This window comes from Propionibacterium ruminifibrarum, from assembly GCF_900289195.1.
Lineage (GTDB): Bacteria > Actinomycetota > Actinomycetes > Propionibacteriales > Propionibacteriaceae > Propionibacterium > Propionibacterium ruminifibrarum.
Map to the genome: position 1 here is coordinate 103,836 of NZ_OMOH01000002.1, position 20,110 is coordinate 123,945.

Annotated in this window: 19 protein-coding genes and 1 tRNA gene; 9 read left to right on the forward strand and 11 right to left on the reverse strand. The window is 69.8% G+C overall.

Annotated elements, in window-relative coordinates; translation table 11 throughout:
- Positions 1–98: 98 nt before the first annotated feature.
- Complete coding sequence (locus PROPJV5_RS02500; RefSeq protein WP_119714763.1) at positions 99–1,031, reverse strand: DUF4192 domain-containing protein; 933 nt, start codon at positions 1,029–1,031, stop codon at positions 99–101.
- Positions 1,032–1,179: 148 nt separating this feature from the next.
- Here PROPJV5_RS02500 and PROPJV5_RS12360 point away from each other — a divergent pair, with 148 nt between their 5' ends.
- From PROPJV5_RS12360 to PROPJV5_RS02515, 3 genes are all read left to right on the forward strand, one after another.
- On the forward strand, positions 1,180–1,980 hold the full coding sequence (locus tag PROPJV5_RS12360) for a hypothetical protein (protein ID WP_147385324.1): 801 nt from the start codon (positions 1,180–1,182) through the stop codon (positions 1,978–1,980).
- A 99-nt stretch (positions 1,981–2,079) separates the two neighbouring features.
- Positions 2,080–2,155: transfer RNA gene (locus PROPJV5_RS02510), tRNA-Ala, on the forward strand.
- Positions 2,156–2,465: 310 nt separating this feature from the next.
- Complete coding sequence (locus tag PROPJV5_RS02515) at positions 2,466–3,173, forward strand: AAA family ATPase (RefSeq protein ID WP_119714765.1); 708 nt, start codon at positions 2,466–2,468, stop codon at positions 3,171–3,173.
- A 207-nt stretch (positions 3,174–3,380) separates the two neighbouring features.
- Here the strand turns inward: PROPJV5_RS02515 and PROPJV5_RS02520 are convergent, their stop codons facing one another.
- Positions 3,381–3,887 (reverse strand): hypothetical protein, encoded by a 507-nt coding sequence (locus PROPJV5_RS02520; RefSeq protein WP_119714766.1) that lies wholly within the window; start codon positions 3,885–3,887, stop codon positions 3,381–3,383.
- A 408-nt stretch (positions 3,888–4,295) separates the two neighbouring features.
- Here PROPJV5_RS02520 and PROPJV5_RS02525 point away from each other — a divergent pair, with 408 nt between their 5' ends.
- From PROPJV5_RS02525 to PROPJV5_RS02535, 3 genes are all read left to right on the forward strand, one after another.
- The gene (locus PROPJV5_RS02525) at positions 4,296–5,141 is read left to right on the forward strand and encodes a DUF817 domain-containing protein (RefSeq protein WP_239018365.1); all 846 of its coding nucleotides are present in this window, start codon (positions 4,296–4,298) and stop codon (positions 5,139–5,141) included.
- A gap of 330 nt (positions 5,142–5,471) precedes the next feature.
- On the forward strand, positions 5,472–6,353 hold the full coding sequence (locus tag PROPJV5_RS02530) for a hypothetical protein (protein ID WP_119714768.1): 882 nt from the start codon (positions 5,472–5,474) through the stop codon (positions 6,351–6,353).
- A complete protein-coding gene (locus PROPJV5_RS02535; protein WP_119714769.1) occupies positions 6,350–7,033 on the forward strand; it encodes a class I SAM-dependent methyltransferase in 684 nt (227 codons plus the stop codon). The genes PROPJV5_RS02530 and PROPJV5_RS02535 overlap by 4 nt, the downstream gene beginning before the upstream one ends.
- Before the next feature lie 9 nt (positions 7,034–7,042).
- On the opposite strand, the gene PROPJV5_RS02540 is transcribed toward PROPJV5_RS02535, so the two are convergent.
- The 8 genes from PROPJV5_RS02540 to rplU form a co-directional block, all read right to left on the reverse strand.
- The gene (locus tag PROPJV5_RS02540; RefSeq protein ID WP_182858543.1) at positions 7,043–7,657 is read right to left on the reverse strand and encodes a histidine phosphatase family protein; all 615 of its coding nucleotides are present in this window, start codon (positions 7,655–7,657) and stop codon (positions 7,043–7,045) included.
- A complete protein-coding gene (gene rsfS, locus PROPJV5_RS02545) occupies positions 7,654–8,052 on the reverse strand; it encodes a ribosome silencing factor (RefSeq protein WP_119714771.1) in 399 nt (132 codons plus the stop codon). Before rsfS ends, PROPJV5_RS02540 begins: the two co-directional genes overlap by 4 nt.
- A complete protein-coding gene (gene nadD, locus PROPJV5_RS02550; RefSeq protein WP_420812711.1) occupies positions 8,049–8,804 on the reverse strand; it encodes a nicotinate-nucleotide adenylyltransferase in 756 nt (251 codons plus the stop codon). Before nadD ends, rsfS begins: the two co-directional genes overlap by 4 nt.
- Positions 8,805–8,873: 69 nt before the next feature.
- Positions 8,874–10,115 carry a glutamate-5-semialdehyde dehydrogenase gene (locus tag PROPJV5_RS02555; protein ID WP_182858544.1) on the reverse strand — a complete coding sequence of 414 codons (1,242 nt, stop codon included), beginning with the start codon at positions 10,113–10,115 and terminating at the stop codon, positions 8,874–8,876.
- 48 nt (positions 10,116–10,163) lie between these two features.
- The gene (proB, locus tag PROPJV5_RS02560) at positions 10,164–11,333 is read right to left on the reverse strand and encodes a glutamate 5-kinase (protein ID WP_119714983.1); all 1,170 of its coding nucleotides are present in this window, start codon (positions 11,331–11,333) and stop codon (positions 10,164–10,166) included.
- Entirely contained in the window at positions 11,326–12,927 is a 1,602-nt protein-coding gene (gene obgE / locus PROPJV5_RS02565) for a GTPase ObgE (protein ID WP_119714772.1), read from the reverse strand. Before obgE ends, proB begins: the two co-directional genes overlap by 8 nt.
- Positions 12,928–13,073: 146 nt before the next feature.
- Positions 13,074–13,337: a 50S ribosomal protein L27 gene (gene rpmA / locus PROPJV5_RS02570; protein ID WP_119714773.1), complete on the reverse strand. Its 264-nt coding sequence runs from the start codon at positions 13,335–13,337 to the stop codon at positions 13,074–13,076.
- A gap of 10 nt (positions 13,338–13,347) precedes the next feature.
- A complete protein-coding gene (gene rplU, locus PROPJV5_RS02575; RefSeq protein ID WP_119714774.1) occupies positions 13,348–13,656 on the reverse strand; it encodes a 50S ribosomal protein L21 in 309 nt (102 codons plus the stop codon).
- 737 nt (positions 13,657–14,393) lie between these two features.
- Between rplU and PROPJV5_RS02580 the strand changes: the two genes are divergently transcribed.
- Genes PROPJV5_RS02580 through PROPJV5_RS02590 form a run of 3 tightly spaced genes read left to right on the forward strand, consistent with a single transcriptional unit; the run spans position 14,394 to position 17,313 of the window.
- Entirely contained in the window at positions 14,394–15,110 is a 717-nt protein-coding gene (locus tag PROPJV5_RS02580; protein ID WP_220474307.1) for a phosphoadenylyl-sulfate reductase, read from the forward strand.
- Positions 15,107–16,063, forward strand: a complete 957-nt coding sequence (cysD, locus tag PROPJV5_RS02585) for a sulfate adenylyltransferase subunit CysD (RefSeq protein ID WP_239018366.1) — start codon at positions 15,107–15,109, stop codon at positions 16,061–16,063. Before PROPJV5_RS02580 ends, cysD begins: the two co-directional genes overlap by 4 nt.
- Positions 16,063–17,313 (forward strand): sulfate adenylyltransferase subunit 1, encoded by a 1,251-nt coding sequence (locus tag PROPJV5_RS02590; protein ID WP_119714777.1) that lies wholly within the window; start codon positions 16,063–16,065, stop codon positions 17,311–17,313. Before cysD ends, PROPJV5_RS02590 begins: the two co-directional genes overlap by 1 nt.
- Positions 17,314–17,398: 85 nt before the next feature.
- Here PROPJV5_RS02590 and PROPJV5_RS02595 read toward each other — a convergent pair whose 3' ends face one another.
- Positions 17,399–20,035, reverse strand: coding sequence for an Rne/Rng family ribonuclease (locus PROPJV5_RS02595; protein WP_119714778.1), 2,637 nt, complete (start codon positions 20,033–20,035; stop codon positions 17,399–17,401).
- Positions 20,036–20,110 lie beyond the last annotated feature (75 nt).

Consider the following 20,110-nt stretch of genomic DNA (forward strand, 5'->3'; position numbering starts at 1 on the left):
ATGGCTCGCCGGATCCCACCGGCCGAACCCGGCCGACACGGCGGCCCGGGACGGCAGGACCAGAGTCGGAACCGGCACGCCCGAGGACGGCGCACCCGTCACGCCGCGTCGGACGCGGCCGGGGGGCGGCGGGTCCGCAGACCGCCGAGGATGAGGAGCAGCCCCGAGGCGGGGTCGATCGCCTCGAGACGAGCGATGACCTCGCTGAGCAGCGCTCCCCCGCCACGGCGCCACGCCGCGACTCCGAGCAGGCCGAGCACGGCAGGGGCCCAGGGGTCCGGGGCGACGGCCACGGCATCGGCCCACAGCTGCTCGTACGCGGCCGGGTCTCCCCGACCGAGACTCGTCCTGACCATGACGTGGTGGTTCGCCCGGCCGGACACGAGCACGCACAACCGTCGCAGCCGCTCGGTGTCCAGGCGTCGGCCCTTTTCGATGGCCTCGTCGAGGCACTGCTCGACGAACACCTGCTGGCGGCCGGGCTCCCAGCCCAGGCACTCGCAGGCCCTGTCCCAGGCGTCCGCCTCCTCGGCCCCGAGCGCGCCCGGCCCCGCGACCATGGCGACGATCTCGTCACGGCTGGCATGGGCCGACAGCCCCGAGGCGATCGCCTGGGCGACGACCGGTGAGGTGTCCGGGGCGAAGGCGTGCCCCGGACTGAGGGCCGGCACGTCGCCCGCACCGATGTCCCAGAACTGGTCACCGGCCACCACGAGGCAGCTGAGCATCTCACCGGGACGCAGCTGTTCGCGGGCCGCCATGACGACCGCATCGGCCCACTCGGGCGGGCCGTAGCCGACGACGATGAACTCGGCGCCGGGGTTGGCGGCACGCATGGACTCGATGATGGGCGCCAGGGAGCCGGGTTCTTCGCACAGGGCGCGGCTGATGCACGAGGACTGCGTGATGACCCCGCCGCAGCAGGCCATGACGAGCAGTGCCTCGTCGGGCCGGTAGCCGATCAGGTAGGGGATGAGTGCGAGCAGGTCGGCCCGCGATCCAACGGTGAAGCGCTGAGGAATGGTCGTCATGGCCCGACTGTGCGCATCCTCGGCGGGTTTTCTCGCCTCGCCCCGTCTCTGTGGACAACCAGCGCCCGGACAGCCATGTCCGGTCCGTGTCCGGGCCCGGTGAGCATCTGCGGGCCCGGTCGACCGGCTGACCTAGGCTTGGGTCATCATGAGCGAGCAGAACAGCGGAGGCACCCGTCCCGGCGCGAACCCGGATTCGCCGGGTTCTGACATCGGGGCCGGGGGCTCGACACCTCCCCCGCCGGCCCCACCCCCTGGACAGGTTGGCTGGGCTCCGGGAGCCGAACTGCCCGGTTTCGACGAGGTCGCGGGCGAGAACACCCCACGGCCCGGACCCCAGGCGCATCCCTATGGTGACCGGGGCAGCGGTGCGACGAGCAACCCCGCGCCGCCGAGGTCCCCGCAGGACCGGGCCGAGCGCCCCTCCGCATGCCTCGCGCCGAGCGACGAGATCGCACAGTACGCGGTGCGACGCAGCCGTGGTCCGGTCATCGCCATCGTTGGCCTGGTCATCGTGATCCTCGTGACCATGGCCGCCTTCGCCCTGCGCAGGCCGGCCCGGAGCCAGGATGAGCAGAGCGCCTCACCGACTCCCTCCAGCGCAACGAGCAGCCCGGGTTCCTCGGTGAGTGTCGTGGGCGCCATCCCCGTCGAGACCGAGTCCTTCTCAGGCAGCTGGCAGATCAACAGCGCGGACTGGGACGCGACCGGGCTGACGATCGACATGACGATCACGAGCACCAGCGGATCGCTGTCGTTCACCATGTTCACCATCGACAACGTCAACACCGGCCAGGTCGAGGGCACCGGGGAGATGGCCTCCGGCACCGTCGACGACGGTCAGACGATGCAGGGCACGGTGCACTTCGACAAGGACCGCAACGACACGACCATCGTCCTGGCGAACGCCGGCGGGCGACAGATCACGGCCCTGACCGTGCCCGCCTGAGCCCGGTGCGCCCGGCCGGGAGCCTCGATTTTGCTTCCCCGGTGCGGTGCGCTAATGTGTGTCGAGCCGCCGCGGCCAGCCGGCCCGGTGGTCCCACTCGGGGCTATGGCGCAGTTGGTAGCGCGCTTCCATGGCATGGAAGAGGTCAGGGGTTCGAATCCCCTTAGCTCCACCACAGATTCCTGTTCGGTCTCGCCGCTCTTGAGCAGAGTGCGTGCTTTCCGACCGGACGTACCGGGGTGACACCAGCAGATACCGGGATGATCTGCCTCGCCGTGTACCCGTGGACGCCGATCATCAGCCGCAGGCGGCCCTCGACGGGGCTCACATCTGCACGGAAGGGGCTGCGGATCGAGCCGCCGGAAGCCGGGGACGCCCACCTGAGAGGTATCATGAGTGGCCATGCGGACGTCGTCCCGGCATGGATCTGGGACACGTCCAGTTCTCCGAAGACCGGATCGCAATCATGAGGCAGCGAAAGCATTATGTTCGTCGATGACGTTTTCATTGATTGGGACAGGATCGACGACGGCAGTTATCTGCGCGAAATAGCCGCCATCCGCGATGTGGGGCAGATATCCTTCGGCAGTCCGGTCACCTTCTTCGTGGGTGAAAACGGCAGCGGCAAGTCGACCCTGCTGGAGGCAATGGCGATCGTCGCTGGATTCAACCCGGAAGGCGGCACCAGGAATTATTCATTCGCCACATACGATTCGCACTCGGAGTTGTGCAATGCCATGCGCTTGTCGCACCGGCAGAGGGCGAAATGGGGTTATTTCCTCAGGGCGGAGAGCTTCTACAACGTTGCGACGAAGGAGGAGGAATACGGAAGAGAACCGGGGGGATATTCCCTGCGTCTCCACGAGAAATCCCACGGAGAAGGTTTCTTGACGATAGTCCAGAACAACTTCACGGGCAACGGACTGTATTTCCTGGACGAACCCGAGTCGGCATTGTCCCCGCAACGACAGCTCACTCTGCTGTGCGAAATCGATCGATGCCGAAGAGCGGGAGCCCAGTTCTTCATCGTGACGCATTCCCCCATCCTGCTCGGCCTGCCGGAGGCCGAGCTCCTGACATTCGATGACGGCGCGATTCATCCGTGCGCGTACGAGGATACCGACAGCTATCAGATCACCTCCATGTTTGTCAATGCTCGCGAGCAGGTCCTGAGGCGGTTACTGGAGGAATAGCCGGAGGACTCGGTGCCACCCGTCGTCTGACCTCGGCCGCCCCAGCCCTGACTGGTACGGATGCCATACTCATGGCGAATGCTCCGGCGCTCTTGGGCCCGACGTCGACCCCGGCTCCTGACATCCTCGGGAGCACCCCCAGCGGCATGCATCCGGGGTTGCCCGACCAGAATGGACGGCCTGCGAGTTCGTCCGGGGCTTCACGGCTCAGTCGCCGCGCTCCTGCTCGCGTTTGCGGCGGTAGTTCTCGCGGCGGCGTGCGTTGCGCTGTTGGCGTTTGAGTTCGGCCTCGTAGCCCTTGCGCAGCCAGTCCGGGATGAACTCATCATCACGCGGATACAGATCCAGCTCAATCCAGCAATCCCGCGGCCCTGGCGGGCCACCATCAGGCTCAGCGAAGATCGGCTCACGCAGCCAGTCACACTCCTGATGCAGCACCCGGTCGGCGGCAGCCATCCACAACCGACACCACGTCCACGCACCCCGATCAGGCAACGCCTGCGCCCTGCGAAGATCCCCCTGAGGGGAACCCAGCTCCCACGGGATCCTCGCCCATTCCTTGACGCCGTCACGCATGAGCCAGGCGATGTTGTCCTGTACGCGTCCAATGCCGTTGACTTCTATGTGAGCACTGTCCGCACCGGTCGCGTCCAACCAAACCCGGAACTCACGTTCCACACGCTCCCACAGCTCATCCGGGTCGAACCGTCTCATTCCTCACGCTCCTCACCGCGAATGTATTCAAGGCTTCATGCCATGGAAATCACGAAACTGCGGCACTCCATTCCACCACCCACGCAACCGCGAGCCGAGTTGGCACCCGACCCATTAGGTTCACGTCGCTGAGGCGGGTGACCGGGTCGGCGTTTGAGGACGTCTTCATCGAACTCTGATGCGGCAACAATGAAGCGCTCCTCGGTGATGGTATCGCCGAGGCCATGGCCGCCACACGCTCCGGCAGATCCGGGGCAATGTACTGCGGCCGGCCAACCCTCATGGGTGCCCCTGGCCGGGACGATCAGCTCCTCCTCCCCACCACGAACGTGCTTGCACAAGTGAACTTGCCAACCAGGACGGCACAGCCGGCCACGGCTGCCGCGAGGACCTTGCCATACTTGGCTGGTGAGTGAACGCCCTCCCCTGAGCCGGCTTCGGCTGGCACCGCTGAGACTCGTCCAGTTCGCCGCCATCCAGCTCGCCTGCTGCGTCTTCCCGATCGCGGTCTTCGTCGGGCTGGCCGCGTCGGTGCTCGTCTGGCAGCGCTTCCAGGTTCCCATGGCTCGTTACGACGCCCTCCTCGTCTACGTGGTCGTCGTGCAGCTGGTTCTCGTGGCCGTCGGATTCGAGAGCTGGCGCGAGCTGCTGGTGATCTGCGCCTTCCACCTCGTCGGGCTGGCACTGGAGGTCTTCAAGGTGCACGTGGGCTCGTGGGTCTACCCGGACGCCGGGATCGTGCGGCTGGGCGGGGTGCCGATCTTCTCCGGCTTCATGTACGCCTCGGTCGGCTCCTACATCTGCCAGGCCTTCCGGCGTTTCGACCTGTCCGTGGACGGCTTCCGCTGGTGGCCGGTGACCGGGCTGGCGGTCGCCGCCTACGCGAACTTCTACACCCATCATGCGATTGCCGATCTGCGTTGGGTGATCGCCGCCGGTTTTGTCGTGGTGCTGTGGGGCAGCACGATCCGTTTCACCGTCGGCGGCGACCGCTACCGGATGCCCACGGCCGTGGCCTTCGTGCTCATCGGGGTCTTCCTGTGGCTGGCCGAGAACGCCGGCACGCTGCTGAACGCCTGGCGCTACCCGGACCAGCGCGACGGCTGGCACATGGTGCACGTCGGCAAGCTCGGCAGCTGGGCCCTGCTCATCTCGCTCAGCTTCGTGCTGGTCGCCGCCGTGAAGGCGAAGGAGGGCGTGGTCTACGGGGACGGCGAGGCGAGGGTCACCCGCGAGAGACTCACGAAGGGTTGAACAGCGCGGCCCATGATCGGACCGCAGGTGGTCACGCCCGTGGGCGGTCCGGCGCCCGATGTCGACTCGAAGACCGTCATGAGATTCGACGAACTTCTAACGAACTGTACCGAATCGGTCTCAGCGTCAGACGACACGCAACTGAACGCCAGTTGCCGCCACATCGGAACCGGTTTCACCGCCTCAGCGGAGTGGTGGTTCGTGCCGTCCAGGAGATGTCCAACTCCTCAGCCGCTGAGGCGCGTCATGGCGCTATCCTGTGTGCACTGCCCCGCAGCGACCGGAGTCCACGGCTCAGGCCTGCGTTCCCCCCAGAAAAAGACCGAACCAGTGAGCAACAAGCACCACAGACACGGTGTCCGGCCCTACGCGGGCTGGCTCGTCTTCGCCTCTGCCCTCGGCTGCGCGTGGTTCCTCGTCCTGACCGCCATCGACATGCCGTTCTGGACCGGTGATCTCTCGCCCTTGGAGGTCACCCGGACGATCAGCACCGACGCAGACCCCGCCGGGGCCGACCCGCGTTCGACTCCGGACGATGTGGAGTCCGATCCGGCTGACACAGGCGGTTCAGCCACCGAGCCGGCCCCGCCGGCCCCTTCGACTGTCGGCCGGGACGGCGACCTCCTGGCCCGGACAGCGGAGTCACGGCGAGCGGATGCCCCGCTCGCGTCCCGGACGACACCGCAACAGGCCACCATCCAGGAGGCGAACCCGCCATCATCACGGCGCGCTGCGGTGACGGTTCGAGCCGGCCACGGGGACCCGGCCGGTTCCCCGACTGGACGCAGCATGGGTCCGGGACGCACAGCGACGCACCTGGCGGACCCTGACTTGCGACACGAGGTCGAGCCGTTGCAGACCCCAGCAGACCAGTTCCAGGCGCTGATGCTGGAAGCCATCCAGGTCTCACTCGGCCTAGACCTGGAGGCCTGGGACCTGGACGAGGACGATGCCGTCCCCTCCCCGGCCTGGCATGCGGCCCCGGGTGAGCAGCCGCCAGGGGACGACCGCTTCCCCATCGGCCGGGGCCCCGGCGCACCGGTCGAGGAACCTCCCTCAGACGTCGACGATCAGTGGGCGGACAGCCTGCCGGACGAGACCGGGGCAGCTGTCGCGGAGCCCCGGGACGTCCAACCGGTCCACTCCCCCGGTCCCCTTGGCGCGGCGGGGATGACGACACCGGATGGGCTCTGCTCCCCGGAGGAACCATGATCCCGCGGACAGCGGGGAATCCTGCCGTCGCGGTCTTCGACGAACGGGCCGAGGACTACGACCAGTGGTTCGACGAACACCCGAACCTGCACCGCGCCGAGCTCACCGCGGTCGGTGAGCTGCTGGCGCAGGTCCGCGCGGTGCACGGCGCGGACGCGAGGTGCCTGGAGATCGGCGTCGGCACCGGCCGCTTCGCGGCGCCCCTGGGCATCGGGCACGGAGTCGAGCCGGCACCCCGGATGGCCCGGGTCGCCCGTGCCCGTGGCGTCGACACGGTCATCGCCGTCGCCGAGGCCCTGCCCTACCGGTCCGGGGCCTTCGCCTGCACCCTCTTCGTCACCTCGCTGTGCTTCGTCGCCGATCCGCTGCGGGCGCTGCGCGAGGCGCGGCGGGTGACCTATGACGACGGCGCCGTCATCGTGGCCTTCCTCGACCTGGCCAGTGACGCCGGCCTGGCGCTGGCTGCCACGCCCCAGCGCGCCGGCTCCTACTACGCGGCAGCCCACCTGCGCACCGGCGCCGAGATCACCGAGCTCCTGCGCGGCACCGGTTTCCGCCCCTCGGACTCCCGGCAGGTCCGCACGGACCTCGGCGACGAGGCCCCGGTCGTCCGGCCGGGCACCGGTGACGGCCTGTTCTGCTGCCTGCTGGCGCACGCCGACGGGGCCGCCGCGGGGTAGCCGGCCGCGTCATCGACCGGGGCGGGCGCCCCAGATCCTCACCTGCCAGTCGTCCCCGGCGGGCTCCAGCACCGTCCAGGAGCAGTTGCCCGGCGCCGGGTGCTCGCCGGTGCGAAATCCCGGGCCGCACAACGCCTGGACGCCCTCGCGGATGGCCACCCAGTGGCTGACGACGACGGTGGTGAGGCCCTGGTGCCTCCAGGCGATCTCGCGGAGGGCGCGTCCGACGCGCTCGCGCACCTCGGCATTCGTCTCGCCGGTGGGCGAGAAGCGGAAGTCCTCGTCCTCGCTCCAGGGGTCCGGGCCGTGACCCCGGGTGATGCCGACCTGGTCGAGGGTGAGGCCCGCCCAGTCGCCGACGTCGACCTCGGTGAGCCGGTCGTCCTTCTCGACGGGCAGGCCGGTGAGCACCGACAGGGCCGCCGCCGTGTTGCGCGCCCGGCTCAGCGGCGAGCTGACGATCCGGTCGGGGTTCATCCCCGCCAGGTACGGTGCCGCGGCCCTCGCCTGGGCGACACCGACCTCGTCGAGCGGCACGTCCTGCTGGCCCTGGAAGAGATGGCGCACGTTGAAACCGGTCCGCCCGTGACGCCACAGGATCAGCCGGGTTCCCGGGTCGATCACTGACCGTCCACCGTCGAGGCTGCGGCCGCATCGGCCCGGTTCGCCTCGAGCTCGATGGTCGGGCAGTCGCTCCACAGACGCTCCAGCCCGTACATGGCGCGGTCGTCGACGTGCATGACGTGCACGACGAGATCGCCGTAGTCGAGCAGCACCCAGCGGTTCGTTCCGTGGCCCTCGCGCCGCAGTGGCCGCTCCCCCAGCTCGACGAGACGGTCCTCGACGGCATCGACGATGGCGCCGACCTGACGCTCGGTGCGTCCGGACAGGACGAGGAAGACATCGGCGATGGCCAGCTGCTCGCTGACGTCGAAGGCCTCGATGTTCTCGGCGAGTTTGCCCGACGCCGCTGCTGCCGCGGCCCGGGTGATCTGGAGTGCGTGATCGGTGGCGCTCATGGGGCTCCTTCGCCGGGCAGGGCCCCGGCAAGCTGGGCGGTGTCCTGCGGGACCGGGTCGGGTACGAGCACGTCGGACTCGTTCGCCCCCGTGTACAGGCCCCGTTTGGCGACGTATTGGACGACGCCGTCGGGCACCAGGTACCACAGCGGCAGCCCCGAGGCGACGCGGTTGCGGCACTCGGTCGACGAGATGGCCAGGGCGGGCACCTCGAGCAGGGTGACCTTGTCGGCCGGCAGATGGCTGATGTCGCTCATGGAGATGTCGACGCCGGGCCGGGTCACACCGACGAAGCTGGCGAGTCCGAAGAGCTCGTCGGCCCCCCGCCAGGTGAGGATGGAGCGCAGCGCGTCGGCGCCGGTGATGAAGAACAGGTCGAGGTTGCCGCCGCGCTCGGCGCGAATGTCCTTGATCGTGTCGACCGTGTAGGTGTTGCCCGGCCGGTCGATGTCGACGCGGCTGACGGTGAACTGCGGGTTGGAGGCGGTCGCGACCACGGTCATCAGGTAGCGGTCCTCGCTCTTGGACACCCGCCTGCCGGCCTTCTGCCAGGGCACACCGGTGGGGACGAAGACGACCTCGTCGAGTTCGAACCGGGCCGCCACCTCACTGGCCGCCACGAGGTGGCCGTGGTGGATGGGGTCGAAGGTGCCGCCCATGATGCCCAGCCGGTAGGGCCGGACCATGCTCGCACGGGGCAGCCCCAGGCTGCTCTGCTGTTCGTCGCCCGCGGCCGTCGGCTCATCGGTCATCTGCGACCCCGACCCCTTTCGTGGCATGGCGGCCAGTCTAACGCGCGCCGGCCCGGGCCGGCCGCGGGCTCATGCACGGGTCTGCCCATCACCGGACAGGAGGTACTTGGTGGTGGTCATCTCGGTCAGGCCCATGGGGCCGCGGGCGTGCAGCTTCTGGGTGGAGATGCCGATCTCGGCCCCGAAACCGAACTGGCCGCCGTCGGTGAAACGGCTCGACGCGTTGACCAGGACGACCGCCGCGTCGACCTCGGCGGTGAAGCGCCGCTGGTTGGCGGCGTCGGCGGTGACGATGGTCTCCGAATGGCCGGTGCTGTAGCGGCGGATGTGCGTCAGAGCGGCGTCGATGTCGTCGACGACGGCGCAGGCCAGGTCGAGGCTGAGGTACTCGGCCTCGTACTCGTGCTCCGTGGCCGGCACGATCCTGTCATCGATGGCGCGGCTCGCCTCGTCACCGTGGACGGTGACGCCTGCCGCGGTGAGCGCGTCCAGCGCCGCCGGCAGGAACTCTGCGGCGATCGCTCGGTGCACGAGCAGCGTCTCGAGCGCGTTGCACACGCTGGGCCGCTGGGTCTTGGCGTTGAGCATGATCGACATGGCCATCGCCCGGTCGGCGGAGGCGTCGACGAACAGGTGGCAGTTGCCGGTGCCCGTCTCGATGACCGGCACGGTGGCGCCCTCGACGACGGCGCGGATCAGGCCGGCCCCGCCCCGGGGGATGAGCAGATCGACGAGCCCGCGGGCGCGCATGAGTTCATCGGTCACCTCGTGGCCGCCTTCGACGAGGTTGATGCAGTCGGCCGGCAGCCCGCTGGACTCGAGCCCCTGCCGCAGGGCCTCCACGACGACCCTGTTCGTGCGCAGGCAGCTCGAGGAGCCGCGCAGCAGGCTGGCGTTGCCCGACTTCAGGCAGATGCCCGCGGCGTCGGCGGTGACGTTGGGGCGGGCCTCGTAGATCATGCCGATGACTCCGAAGGGCACCCGCACCTGGTCGACGTGCACGCCGTTGGGCAGGTTCCAGCCGTGAATCGTCTCGCCGACCGGATCGGGCAGCAACGCCAGGTCGCGCAGGCCCTGCGCCATCTCGGCCAGGCGGTCCGGGGTCAGGGTCAGACGGTCGACGAGGGCCTCGCCGGTGCCGGCGGCACGGGCCGCCTCGACGTCCGAGGCGTTGGCCGCCAGCACGTCGTCGCCGGCCGCCAGGAGCGCGTCGGCCATGGCCCGCAGTGCCGCGTCCTTGCGGTCACGGGTCGCTGTGGACAATACGCGTGAGGCTGTCTTGGCGCGTTCCGCCAGGTCACTGATCTGCATTCCCCCACAGTAGCGGTCCGCGGGCCCGGTGCCTCCGCAGGATGGGGCTCAGTCACCGTGCTGCATGAGCACCAGCATGTCTCGGTGCACCACCTCGCGCTCGTACTCGGCGCCCATCGCCGAGGCCAGCTCGGTGGAGCTGTGGCCGAGCATGGCGGGCAGGTCCCCGCTGGAGAAGTTGACGATGCCGCGGGCCACGACCACGCCATCGGGGCCGGCCAGTTCCACCGGGTCGCCGGCCAGGAAGTCACCGCTGACACCGGTGACGCCCGCGGCGAGCAAGGAGGCCTTGCGCACCGTCAGCGCGTGGACGGCCCCCTCGTCGAGGGTGAGGCGGCCACGGCTCTGGGAGGCGTAGGCAAGCCACATGAGGCGGCGAGGGCGCATGTGGTCGACGGGCGCGAAGACCGTGCCGGTCGCCCCGGCCAGCGCCCGCTCGGCCTCTTGGGCGCTGGTGAGGAGCACGGGGATGCCGGAGCCGGCGGCGATCTGGACGGCCTGGACCTTGGTCGTCATCCCCCCGGAGCCGATTCCGGCGCTGCCCGCCCGATGGGTGTCGACCGTCAGGGAGTCGACATCGGCGACGAAACCGATGCGCTCGGAGTCCGGCTCGTCGGGATGGCTCGTGTAGAGGGCGCTGACGTCCGAGAGCAGGATGAGGGCGTCGGCGCGCACGACCTGGGCGACGAGCGCGGCAAGCCGGTCGTTGTCGCCGAAGCGGATCTCGTGGGTGGCGACGGTGTCGTTCTCGTTGACGATCGGCACGGCGCCCATGCGCAGCAGGGTTCCCAGGGTGCGCGAGGCGTTGCGGTAGCTGGCCTGGCGGGTCATGTCGTCGACGGTGAGCAGCAGCTGACCGGCGAGTAGGCCGCGCGCGGCGAAGAGTTCGGTGTATCGCTCCATGAGCAGCCCCTGCCCGACGGCGGCGGCGGCCTGCTGGTGGGCCAGGTCCCGCGGGCGTCTGGCCAGACCGAGCGGGCTCATGCCGGCCGAGATGGCGCCGGAGCTGACCAGGACGACGTCCCGGCCGGCGTCGTGGGCGTCGGCCAGCGCCTTGACCAGCCCGGCCAGGCGCATCGTGTCCATGCCGCTCGTCGCGCTGGAGATCGAGGAGGACCCGACCTTGACGACGACGCGCCGGGCACCGGCTATGGACTCGCGCACCCCGGCCTCGTCCTCGCCCCGACGGTGCGAGCCGGTGACCCGCCGCTCAGTCATGGTCCCGCCCCGTGCCGTCGTCACCACTGCCGTAGGGGTCTCCCCCGACCCATTCGACCTCGACGTCGTCGACCTCGGACGCGAACCCGGCCGGAGTCTGCTCGGAGCGGGTGTCGCGGAGCCGACGCCAGTCGGCCTCGTCGCCCTCCGCCACGGGGGCCTCGTGTTCGGCCCGGTGGGCGGCCTCGCGCTCCCTGCGGCGCCGGACGGCCCCACGCGGCTGATTCAATCGCTGGTCCTCACCGCGTGGGGCCAGGATCTCGGCTCCCACCTCGACCTGCGGGGCGAAGTCGAAGACGACGGGATGTTCCCCCGAACCGATCGCGACGGTGTCGTGGGGCTGGGCGCCGGCGGCGAGGAGCTCGTCCTCGACGCCGAGGCGGTTGAGCCGGTCGGCCAGGTAGCCGACGGCCTCGTCGTTGCCGAAGTCGGTCTGGCGCACCCAGCGTTCCGGTTTGGCGCCCCGCACCCGCCAGACGAAACCGCCCTCGCCGTCGCCTTGGCGTTTGATGGTGAACCCTGCGGTGTCGTCGACGGCCCGCGGGCGGATGACGACGCGTGGCGGCGGGGCCGCGGCCTGCTCGATTCGGCGTTGCCTGACGAGCTCGCTCATCGCGAAGACGAGTTCCTGGAGGCCCTCGCCCGTCATGACGGAGGTCGCGATGACGCGCAGGCCGCGGGCCTCGAGATCGGGCCTGGCCATCTCGGCGATGGCCCTGCCGTCGGGCACGTCGATCTTGTTGATGACGACGATGCGGGGCCGGTCCTCGAGCCCGCCGTGGGCGCCGAGCTCGGTCTCGATGGCGTCCAGGTCACTCAGCGGGTCGCGTCCGGGCTCGTAGGTTGCTGCGTCGATGACGTGGACGATGGCCTGGCACCGTTCGATGTGGCGCAGGAATTCGTGTCCCAGTCCCTTGCCCCGGCTGGCGCCCGGGATGAGACCGGGTACGTCCGCCACCGTGTAGGTGTGGTCGCCGGCCTTGACGACCCCGAGATTCGGGACGAGCGTGGTGAAGGGGTAGTCGGCGACTCGTGGTTTGGCAGAGCTGATGGCGCCGATGATGCTGGACTTGCCGGCGGAGGGGAAACCCACCAGGCCGACGTCGGCGATGACCTTGAGCTCGAGGCAGATGGTGCGCTGCTCCCCCTCCTCACCCAGCAGGGCGAAGCCGGGCGCCTTGCGGGTCCTGGAGGCGAGCGCCTCGTTGCCCAGGCCACCGCGCCCGCCCTGGGCCACCACGCATTCGGACAGCCCGCCGGTCAGGTCGGCCAGCACCTGGCCGGTGTCGGCGTCGAAGACGACCGTGCCCTCGGGAACGGGCAGGACGACGTCCTCGCCGTTGGCGCCGGCCCGGTGCTCACCCATGCCGGGTTGACCGTTGGTGGCCTTGCGCTGGGACTGGCGGTGGTAGTCGACCAGGGAGTTCATCTGAGGATCGACCCGGACGATGACCGAGCCACCGCGCCCGCCATTGCCGCCGTCGGGCCCGCCGAGCGGCTTGAACTTCTCGCGGTGCACCGAGACACACCCGTTGCCGCCGTTGCCTGCACGGACGACCAGCTGGACTCGGTCGACGAACGAGGGAATTGCCATGGGTAGAACTCCTGTGATGGCCGGTGCGGCCAGTCTATTCGGCGCGGGCCGCGCGGACCTGCCCGATGGGGCGGGGCGGCTGCGTCCTCATATGGGCAGGGGCCAACCCCGAAGGGTTGGCCCCTGCCCATATGAGTGGGAAGAACTCAGGCGGTCGTCTCCACCGGCTCGACGTTGACGACGCGGCGCCCCCGGCGGGTGCCGAACTGGACGGTGCCGGGGACCAGGGCGAACAACGTGTCGTCGCCACCACGACCGACGCCCTCGCCGGGGTGGAAGTGGGTGCCGCGCTGGCGCACGAGGATCTCGCCGGCGTTGACGAGCTGACCGCCGAAGCGCTTCACGCCAAGACGCTGCGCGTTCGAGTCACGACCGTTGCGGGAACTGGAACCAGCCTTCTTGTGTGCCATGTCTGTCTCCTCAGGCGTTGATCCCGGTGACCTTGACCCGGGTGTAGTGCTGCCTATGACCCTGGTGGCGCTTGTAACCGGTCTTGTTCTTGTAGTGAAGGATGTGGAGCTTGGGGCCCTTGGACTCGCCGAGGACCTCGGCGGTGACGCTCACCTTGCCGAGCGACTTCGCGTCAGAGGTGACGTTCTCGCCGTCCACCACGAGCAGGGGCTGGAGCTCGACGCTCGCACCCACCTCTTCGGCGATCTTGTCGATCTCGACGATGTCGCCCACTGCCACCTTGTGCTGGCGGCCGCCACTGCGCACGATCGCGTACACGCCTGACCCACTTCCTGTATCGCGCCGTCCTGCGGGCGGCGTAGCTTGTGCCCATCGGCAGTCCGATGGTTCTCGGTTCGATCGGCGGTTGCCCAGGCGTGGACGACCGCTCCCGCCCGGCTCGAGATGGACGAGCCAGAGCACCGTCGAACGAGAATACCCGCAGCAGGGGGCACGGTCAAACGCGCCGGCCGGCCGGCGGCACGTCGAGGGCGGTGTTTGACCAGCCGCGGAACCCGCGCATACCATCGAGACACCCTGTGTCGCGGGGTTTGTCTACTCAAAGGACGTTCAGATGAGCATTTTCGACGACAGCACCGTCATCGATGCCATGCTCTCCATCCGCCAGCACATCGATCTGATGCTGGTCACCACCGCGACCTGTTGATCCGGGTCTGTTCCCCGCCTCCCCGCCAGAACTCCCGCACATGCTGAGGGCCTGACGCCCACATCTCCTTCCGGACCGCGGTCCCGTGTCACCCTCATCGACGGCACCCGGCCGGCCCTGCGGCAGTCATGCGCACCAATCGAACCAGGACCACCACGATCCCCCGACCAGCAACCGTCGGCGCCCCGCTCCGCGGGCTTCCCTGCCGGCCCCCACCGGCCCGGCTGGTGCGAACGGCTGCGGGCCAACATGCCGGGAAGAGGGCCTCACGAGGCGTCCTCGGCACGGCGGGGTCCACCACGACGCCGGGCGGGCAGCCCGATCGATGACGAGTGACGAAGGAATACTGATGACACGAACACGGACACGAACGCGAACCAGGGACGAGCTGCGCACCATCGCGGAGCAGGCCGCGTCAGAACATGCCCACGACACGGCGGAGGAGCTGATGGCCTGGGCGGCCCAGACCTTCGGGGACTCCATGGCGGTCGCCTGCTCGATGGCGGCGGACACCGTGGTGTCCGACCTGGCGGCCAAGGCACTGCCCGGCGTCGACGTGCTCTTCCTGCAGACCGGCTACCACTTCCCCGAGACGAACGACCTGCGCATCGACCTGCCGATCTTCCAGGAGATCAACCTGGTCGACGTGCAGCCCGACCAGAGCGTCGCCGAGCAGGACGAGCAGTACGGCCCCCGCCTGTACGAGCGTGACCCGAACCTGTGCTGCGAGCTGCGCAAGGTCGCCCCACTCAACCGGGCGCTGACCGGCTACGAGGCGTGGGTCACCGGGATCCGCCGCGAGGACAATGCCCTGCGCGCGCACGCCGGGCTCGTCGAGTGGGACGAGCGGCATGGAATGGTCAAGCTCAACCCCATCGCGGCATGGAGCACCGATGAACTCTTCGCGTACATCGAGGAGCACGGCGTCCCGGTCAACCCCCTGCTCGGACAGGGCTACCCATCCATCGGCTGCGCCGTCTGCACCCGCAGGGTCGCACCCGGAGAAGACCCCCGGTCCGGCCGCTGGGCCGGCCTGACGAAGACTGAATGCGGGATTCACCTATGAGCACCACCACGACAACCACCGTGACATCCGTCGACGAGGCGGGCACCTCCCGGGCGCGTGCCGGCGGCGACCACCTGGACGCGCTCGAGAACGAAACGATTCACATCTTCCGCGAGGTCACGGCCGAGGCCGAACGGCCGGTCCTGCTGTTCTCGGGCGGCAAGGACTCGGTCGTCATGCTGCACATCGCGCGCAAGGCCTTCTGGCCCGCTCCCCTGCCGTTCGGCCTGCTGCACGTCGACACCGGGCACAACTTCCCCGAGGTGCTCGACTACCGCGACCGGATCGTGGCCGAACACGGGCTGCGGCTGACCGTCGAGAAGGTCCAGGACTGGATCGATGACGGTCGGCTGATCGAGCGCCCCGACGGGACGCGCAATCCGCTGCAGACCCAGCCGCTGCTCCACGCCATCGCCGAGGGCGGCTTCGACGCCGTCTACGGCGGTGGGCGCCGTGACGAGGAGAAGGCCCGCGCCAAGGAACGGATCGTCTCGCTGCGCGACGCGTTCGGCCAGTGGAATCCGCGCAATCAGCGGCCCGAGCTGTGGGGGCTGTACAACACCCGCCACCTGCCCGGCGAACACGTGCGGGTCTTCCCGCTGTCGAACTGGACCGAATTGGACGTGTGGCGCTACATCGTGCGCGAGGGCATCGAGTTGCCCAGCCTCTACTTCGCCCACGAGCGCCGGGTCTTCAGGCGGGGCGGCATGTGGATGGCGCTGAGCCCCGTCACCGCGCCCCGGGCCGATGACCGGGTCGTGACGAAGACGGTGCGCTACCGGACCGTGGGTGACATGTCCTGCACCGGCGCGGTCGAGTCGACCGCCGCCGATGCCGCGGCGGTCCTCGCCGAGGTGGCGGCGACGACGGTGACCGAACGCGGGGCGACCCGCGCCGACGACAGGCTCTCCGAGGCCGCGATGGAGGACCGCAAGAAGGAAGGGTACTTCTGATGGGCGAACTACTCCGCCTGGCAACGGCAGGCAGCGTCGACGACGGCAAGTCGACCCTCGTGGGGCGTCTCCTGGTCGACACGAAGAACATCATGATCGACCAGTACACCGCCGTGGAGCAGGCCTCAGCGGCCCGCGGGCTGGACCAGGCAGACCTGGCGCTGCTCACCGACGGGCTGCGCGCCGAACGGGAGCAGGGCATCACGATCGACGTGGCCTACCGCTACTTCGCGACACCCACCCGCTCGTTCATCCTCGCCGACTGCCCCGGTCACGTGCAGTACACCCGCAACACGGTCACCGGGGCCTCCACGGCGCAGGTCATCGTCACGCTCGTGGACGTGCGTCACGGGGTCGTCGAGCAGACCCGCCGCCACCTGGCGGTGGCGGCCCTGCTGCGCGTGCCGCACGTCGTGGTGGCGGTCAACAAGATCGACCTGGTCGACTTCGACCATGGCGTCATCACCGAGGTCTGCGACCAGGTCCGCGCCGTCGGGGCAGACCTGGGCATCGACGATCTGACGGTCATCCCGGTGAGTGCCCTGCTGGGCGACAACGTCGCCGAACCGTCCGACCGCACCCCGTGGTACGACGGGCCGAGCCTCATGGCCTACCTGGAGACGGTTCCCGTCGCCGTCGATGACGTGGACGAGCCCGGCAGATTCCCCGTGCAGTACGTCCTGCGCCCCCAGTCGGGGGCGGGTGAGGAGTTCCGCGACTACCGGGGCTACGCGGGACGGGTCGAACGGGGCTCCTTCAGCGTCGGTGACCGGGTGTGCGTCCTGCCCGGCGGCCGGCGCAGCACGGTGGTCGGCATCGACCTGCCGGGCGGGGGCGCCGGACGCAGCGCCGGCGCCTCGGAATCGGTGACGCTGCGGCTGGCCGACGAGATCGACATCGCCCGCGGGGAACTCATCGCCGCCGAACCGGTTCCCGAACCGGTCCGCCAGCTGGACGCCACGGTCTGCTGGCTGGACGAGCGCCCCCTGCGCACCGGGGACCGGCTGCTCGTCAAGCACACGACGAGGACTGTCACCGGCATCGTCACCGGCATCGGCGGCCGCCTGAACCTGTCCACGTTCGAGGAGGAACCGGCCGGCGAGCTGGCCCTCAACGACATCGGACGGATCGGCCTGACACTGGCCGACCCGATCAGCCCCGACCCCTACGCCGAGTCCCGGACGACCGGATCGTTCGTCCTCGTCCATCCCCAGACCGGCAACACGCTGGCGGCCGGCATGGTGTCCTGAGCCGGGTGCCGTCACGGACGGGCGGGCGCGGGCCGTACGGCCCGCGCCCGCCCGTCCGTCTCGGATCGTCCCGCCGAGGCGGCGGTCAGGCGCTCTTCTTCCTGCCACCGCCCCGCCGGCCGCGACGGTGACGCTCGCCGCCGTCCGCCGGGGCCTGGCTGGCGACGGGCTCGTCATGACGGATGTAGCCACGGCCGCCGCACGCGTCGCACTCGACGGTGAAGGCCTCGGCCAGCCCGGTGCCGATGCGTTTGCGCGTCAGCTGCACCAGCCCCAGGCTGGTGACCTCGCTCACCTGGTGGCGGGTGCGGTCGCGCCCCAGGCACTCGACCAGCCGACGCAGCAGCAGCTCGCGGTTCGCGGGCAGCACCATGTCGATGAAGTCGATCACGACGATGCCGCCCAGGTCACGCAGACGCAGCTGGCGGACGATCTCCTCGGCGGCCTCCAGGTTGTTCTTGGTGACGGTCTCCTCCAGGTTGCCGCCCGAACCGGTGAACTTCCCGGTGTTGACGTCGATGACGGTCATGGCCTCGGTGCGGTCGATGACCAGTGAGCCGCCGGAGGGCAGGAAGACCTTGCGTTCGAGCGCCTTGGAGATCTGCTCGTCGATGCGGTACTCGGCGAACGGGTCCCCCTGGGCGCTGTCCCAGCGCTTCAGCCGGTCGCGCAGATTCGGTGCGACGTGCTCGACGTAGGCCTCGATCGTGTCGAAGGCATCGTTCGGGCCGCCGTCCCCGGCGACGACGAGTTCGGAGAAGTCCTCGGTGAACACGTCGCGCACGATGCGCAGGGTCAGGTCGGGTTCGGCGTAGAGCTGCTGCGGGGCGTTGCCGGTGGCGGCCTTCTTGTCGATGACCTCCCACTGGGCCTTGAGCCGTTCGACGTCACGACGCAGGTCGTCGGCCGAGACGCCCTCGGCCGCGGTACGGACGATGACGGAGCTGGACTCGTCGACCGCCTCGTTGATGATCTCCCGCAGCCGTCGTCGCTCGGTGTCGGGCAGTTTGCGGCTGATGCCGGACAGGTGGCCGTCCGGGGAGTAGACGACGTAGCGGCCGGGCAGCGAGATGTGCGCCGTCAGGCGAGCGCCCTTGGCACCGATCGGGTCCTTGCTGACCTGGACGAGCACGGTCTGGCCCGGCTTGAGGGCGGTCTCGATGGTGTGCGGGGCGCTCTTGTCGACCAGGGCGTCCCAGTTGACCTCGCCCGCGTAGAGCACGGCGTTGCGGCCCCGGCCGATGTCGATGAAGGCGGCCTCCATGCTGGGCAGGACGTTCTGCACCTTGCCGAGGTAGATGTTGCCGATCAGCGAGGTCGACGCCTTGCGATCGACGTAGTGCTCGACCAGGACGTCGTCCTCGAGCACGGCCAGCTGGGTGTACTCCTCGCGCTGGCGGATGATCATCGTGCGGCTGACCGACTCGCGACGGGCGAGGAACTCCGCCTCGGTGAGGATCGGGGCACGGCGGCGTCCGGCGGCACGACCCTCCTTGCGGCGCTGGCGTTTGGCCTCCAGCCGGGTGGAGCCCTCAATACCCGTGACCTCGTCGACGGCGCTGTGGCGGGGCTCGCGGACGCGCACGACGACATCGCTCGGGTCGTCATCGGAACCGCTGGTGTCCTCGCCGCGGCGGCGACGACGGCGACGACGACGGTGCTGCCCCTGGCCGGCCTCGGCCTCGGCCTCCTCCTTGGAGTCGTCCTTGTCGGTCTCGGTCTTCTCGGCCGATTCGGCCTCGGCGCCGTCCTCGTCGCCTCCGGCACCGGAGCCGCGGTGACGGCGACGCCCGCCGCGGCGGCGACGACGGCGGCGCGTGGTCTGCTCCTCCTCACCGGCGTGGTCCTCGCCCTCGGCGGAGCCGTCCTCGGCCGGTTCGGCCTGCCCCGGCTCCTCGGCGGAGTCCTCCGGGGCGTCGGTCGAGTCCTTGGGTCCGTTCGCGTCCCGGGGCTGTTCCTCACCGGCGATCGCCGCGGTGAGGGAGTCGAGGACGGCCTGCCTGTCGACCCCCTCATCGCCGGTTCCGGACCGGGCGGTCCTGCCGGCGGCCTCACGCTCCGCCTCGGCCAGCAGCGCATCGACCTGGTCGACCGCGGACTCATGGGTGGGCGCGGCGGACCGCCGACGGCGGCCGCGGGCGCGGGCCGGTTCTCTCGCGCCCTCATCAGCGCGTTCCGGGTGCTCGGCCGTGGCGGGCTCTGCGGCGGGTTCGGCCTCCTCGGCGTGGGAGGGGTGCGGGTGAACCGGTTCGGACTGTTCGTCGCCCCGCTGGCCCGCCGCGGCTGGCTCGGGAGCCTCCGGGTTCGGCGCGCTGGGGAGAATCGGCTGCGTGTCGGGCTCGGGCAGGCCTTCGAGTTCGGCCTGTTCCGCCCGGCGTTCGGCGGCAACCTCGTCCATGACCTCGGCGATGGCGGCGGCGACCGGATCGAGTCGACGCGCCTTGGGCGCCTCCGCGGCGTCGGTGCCGGGGTGCGGGGTCTGCTCATCGGTTTCGGCGGTGTCCTCGCCGTCCGTTTCCTGGCCGGTCGGGTCGTGCGGGGCCGGTTCGGTCTCGGCCGGTTCCTGTTCGTCCGCGGCGGCCACCGGCTCCTCGGCGTTCTTCTCCGGGGTCTCGAGCGCCTGGGGCGGGCCGGCCGGCCGGGTCTTGGCGCGCCGCCCGCGCGGGGGGCGCGGCAGGTCGTCGGAGACTTCTGAGGCGTTGGACGTCATGTCATCGAGCATGGGGGCTCCTCTTGCACCTGTGCAGGTGCGGGTCAGTCACATCCGCGTCGCGTGCGACACGCGTGCGACAAAAGC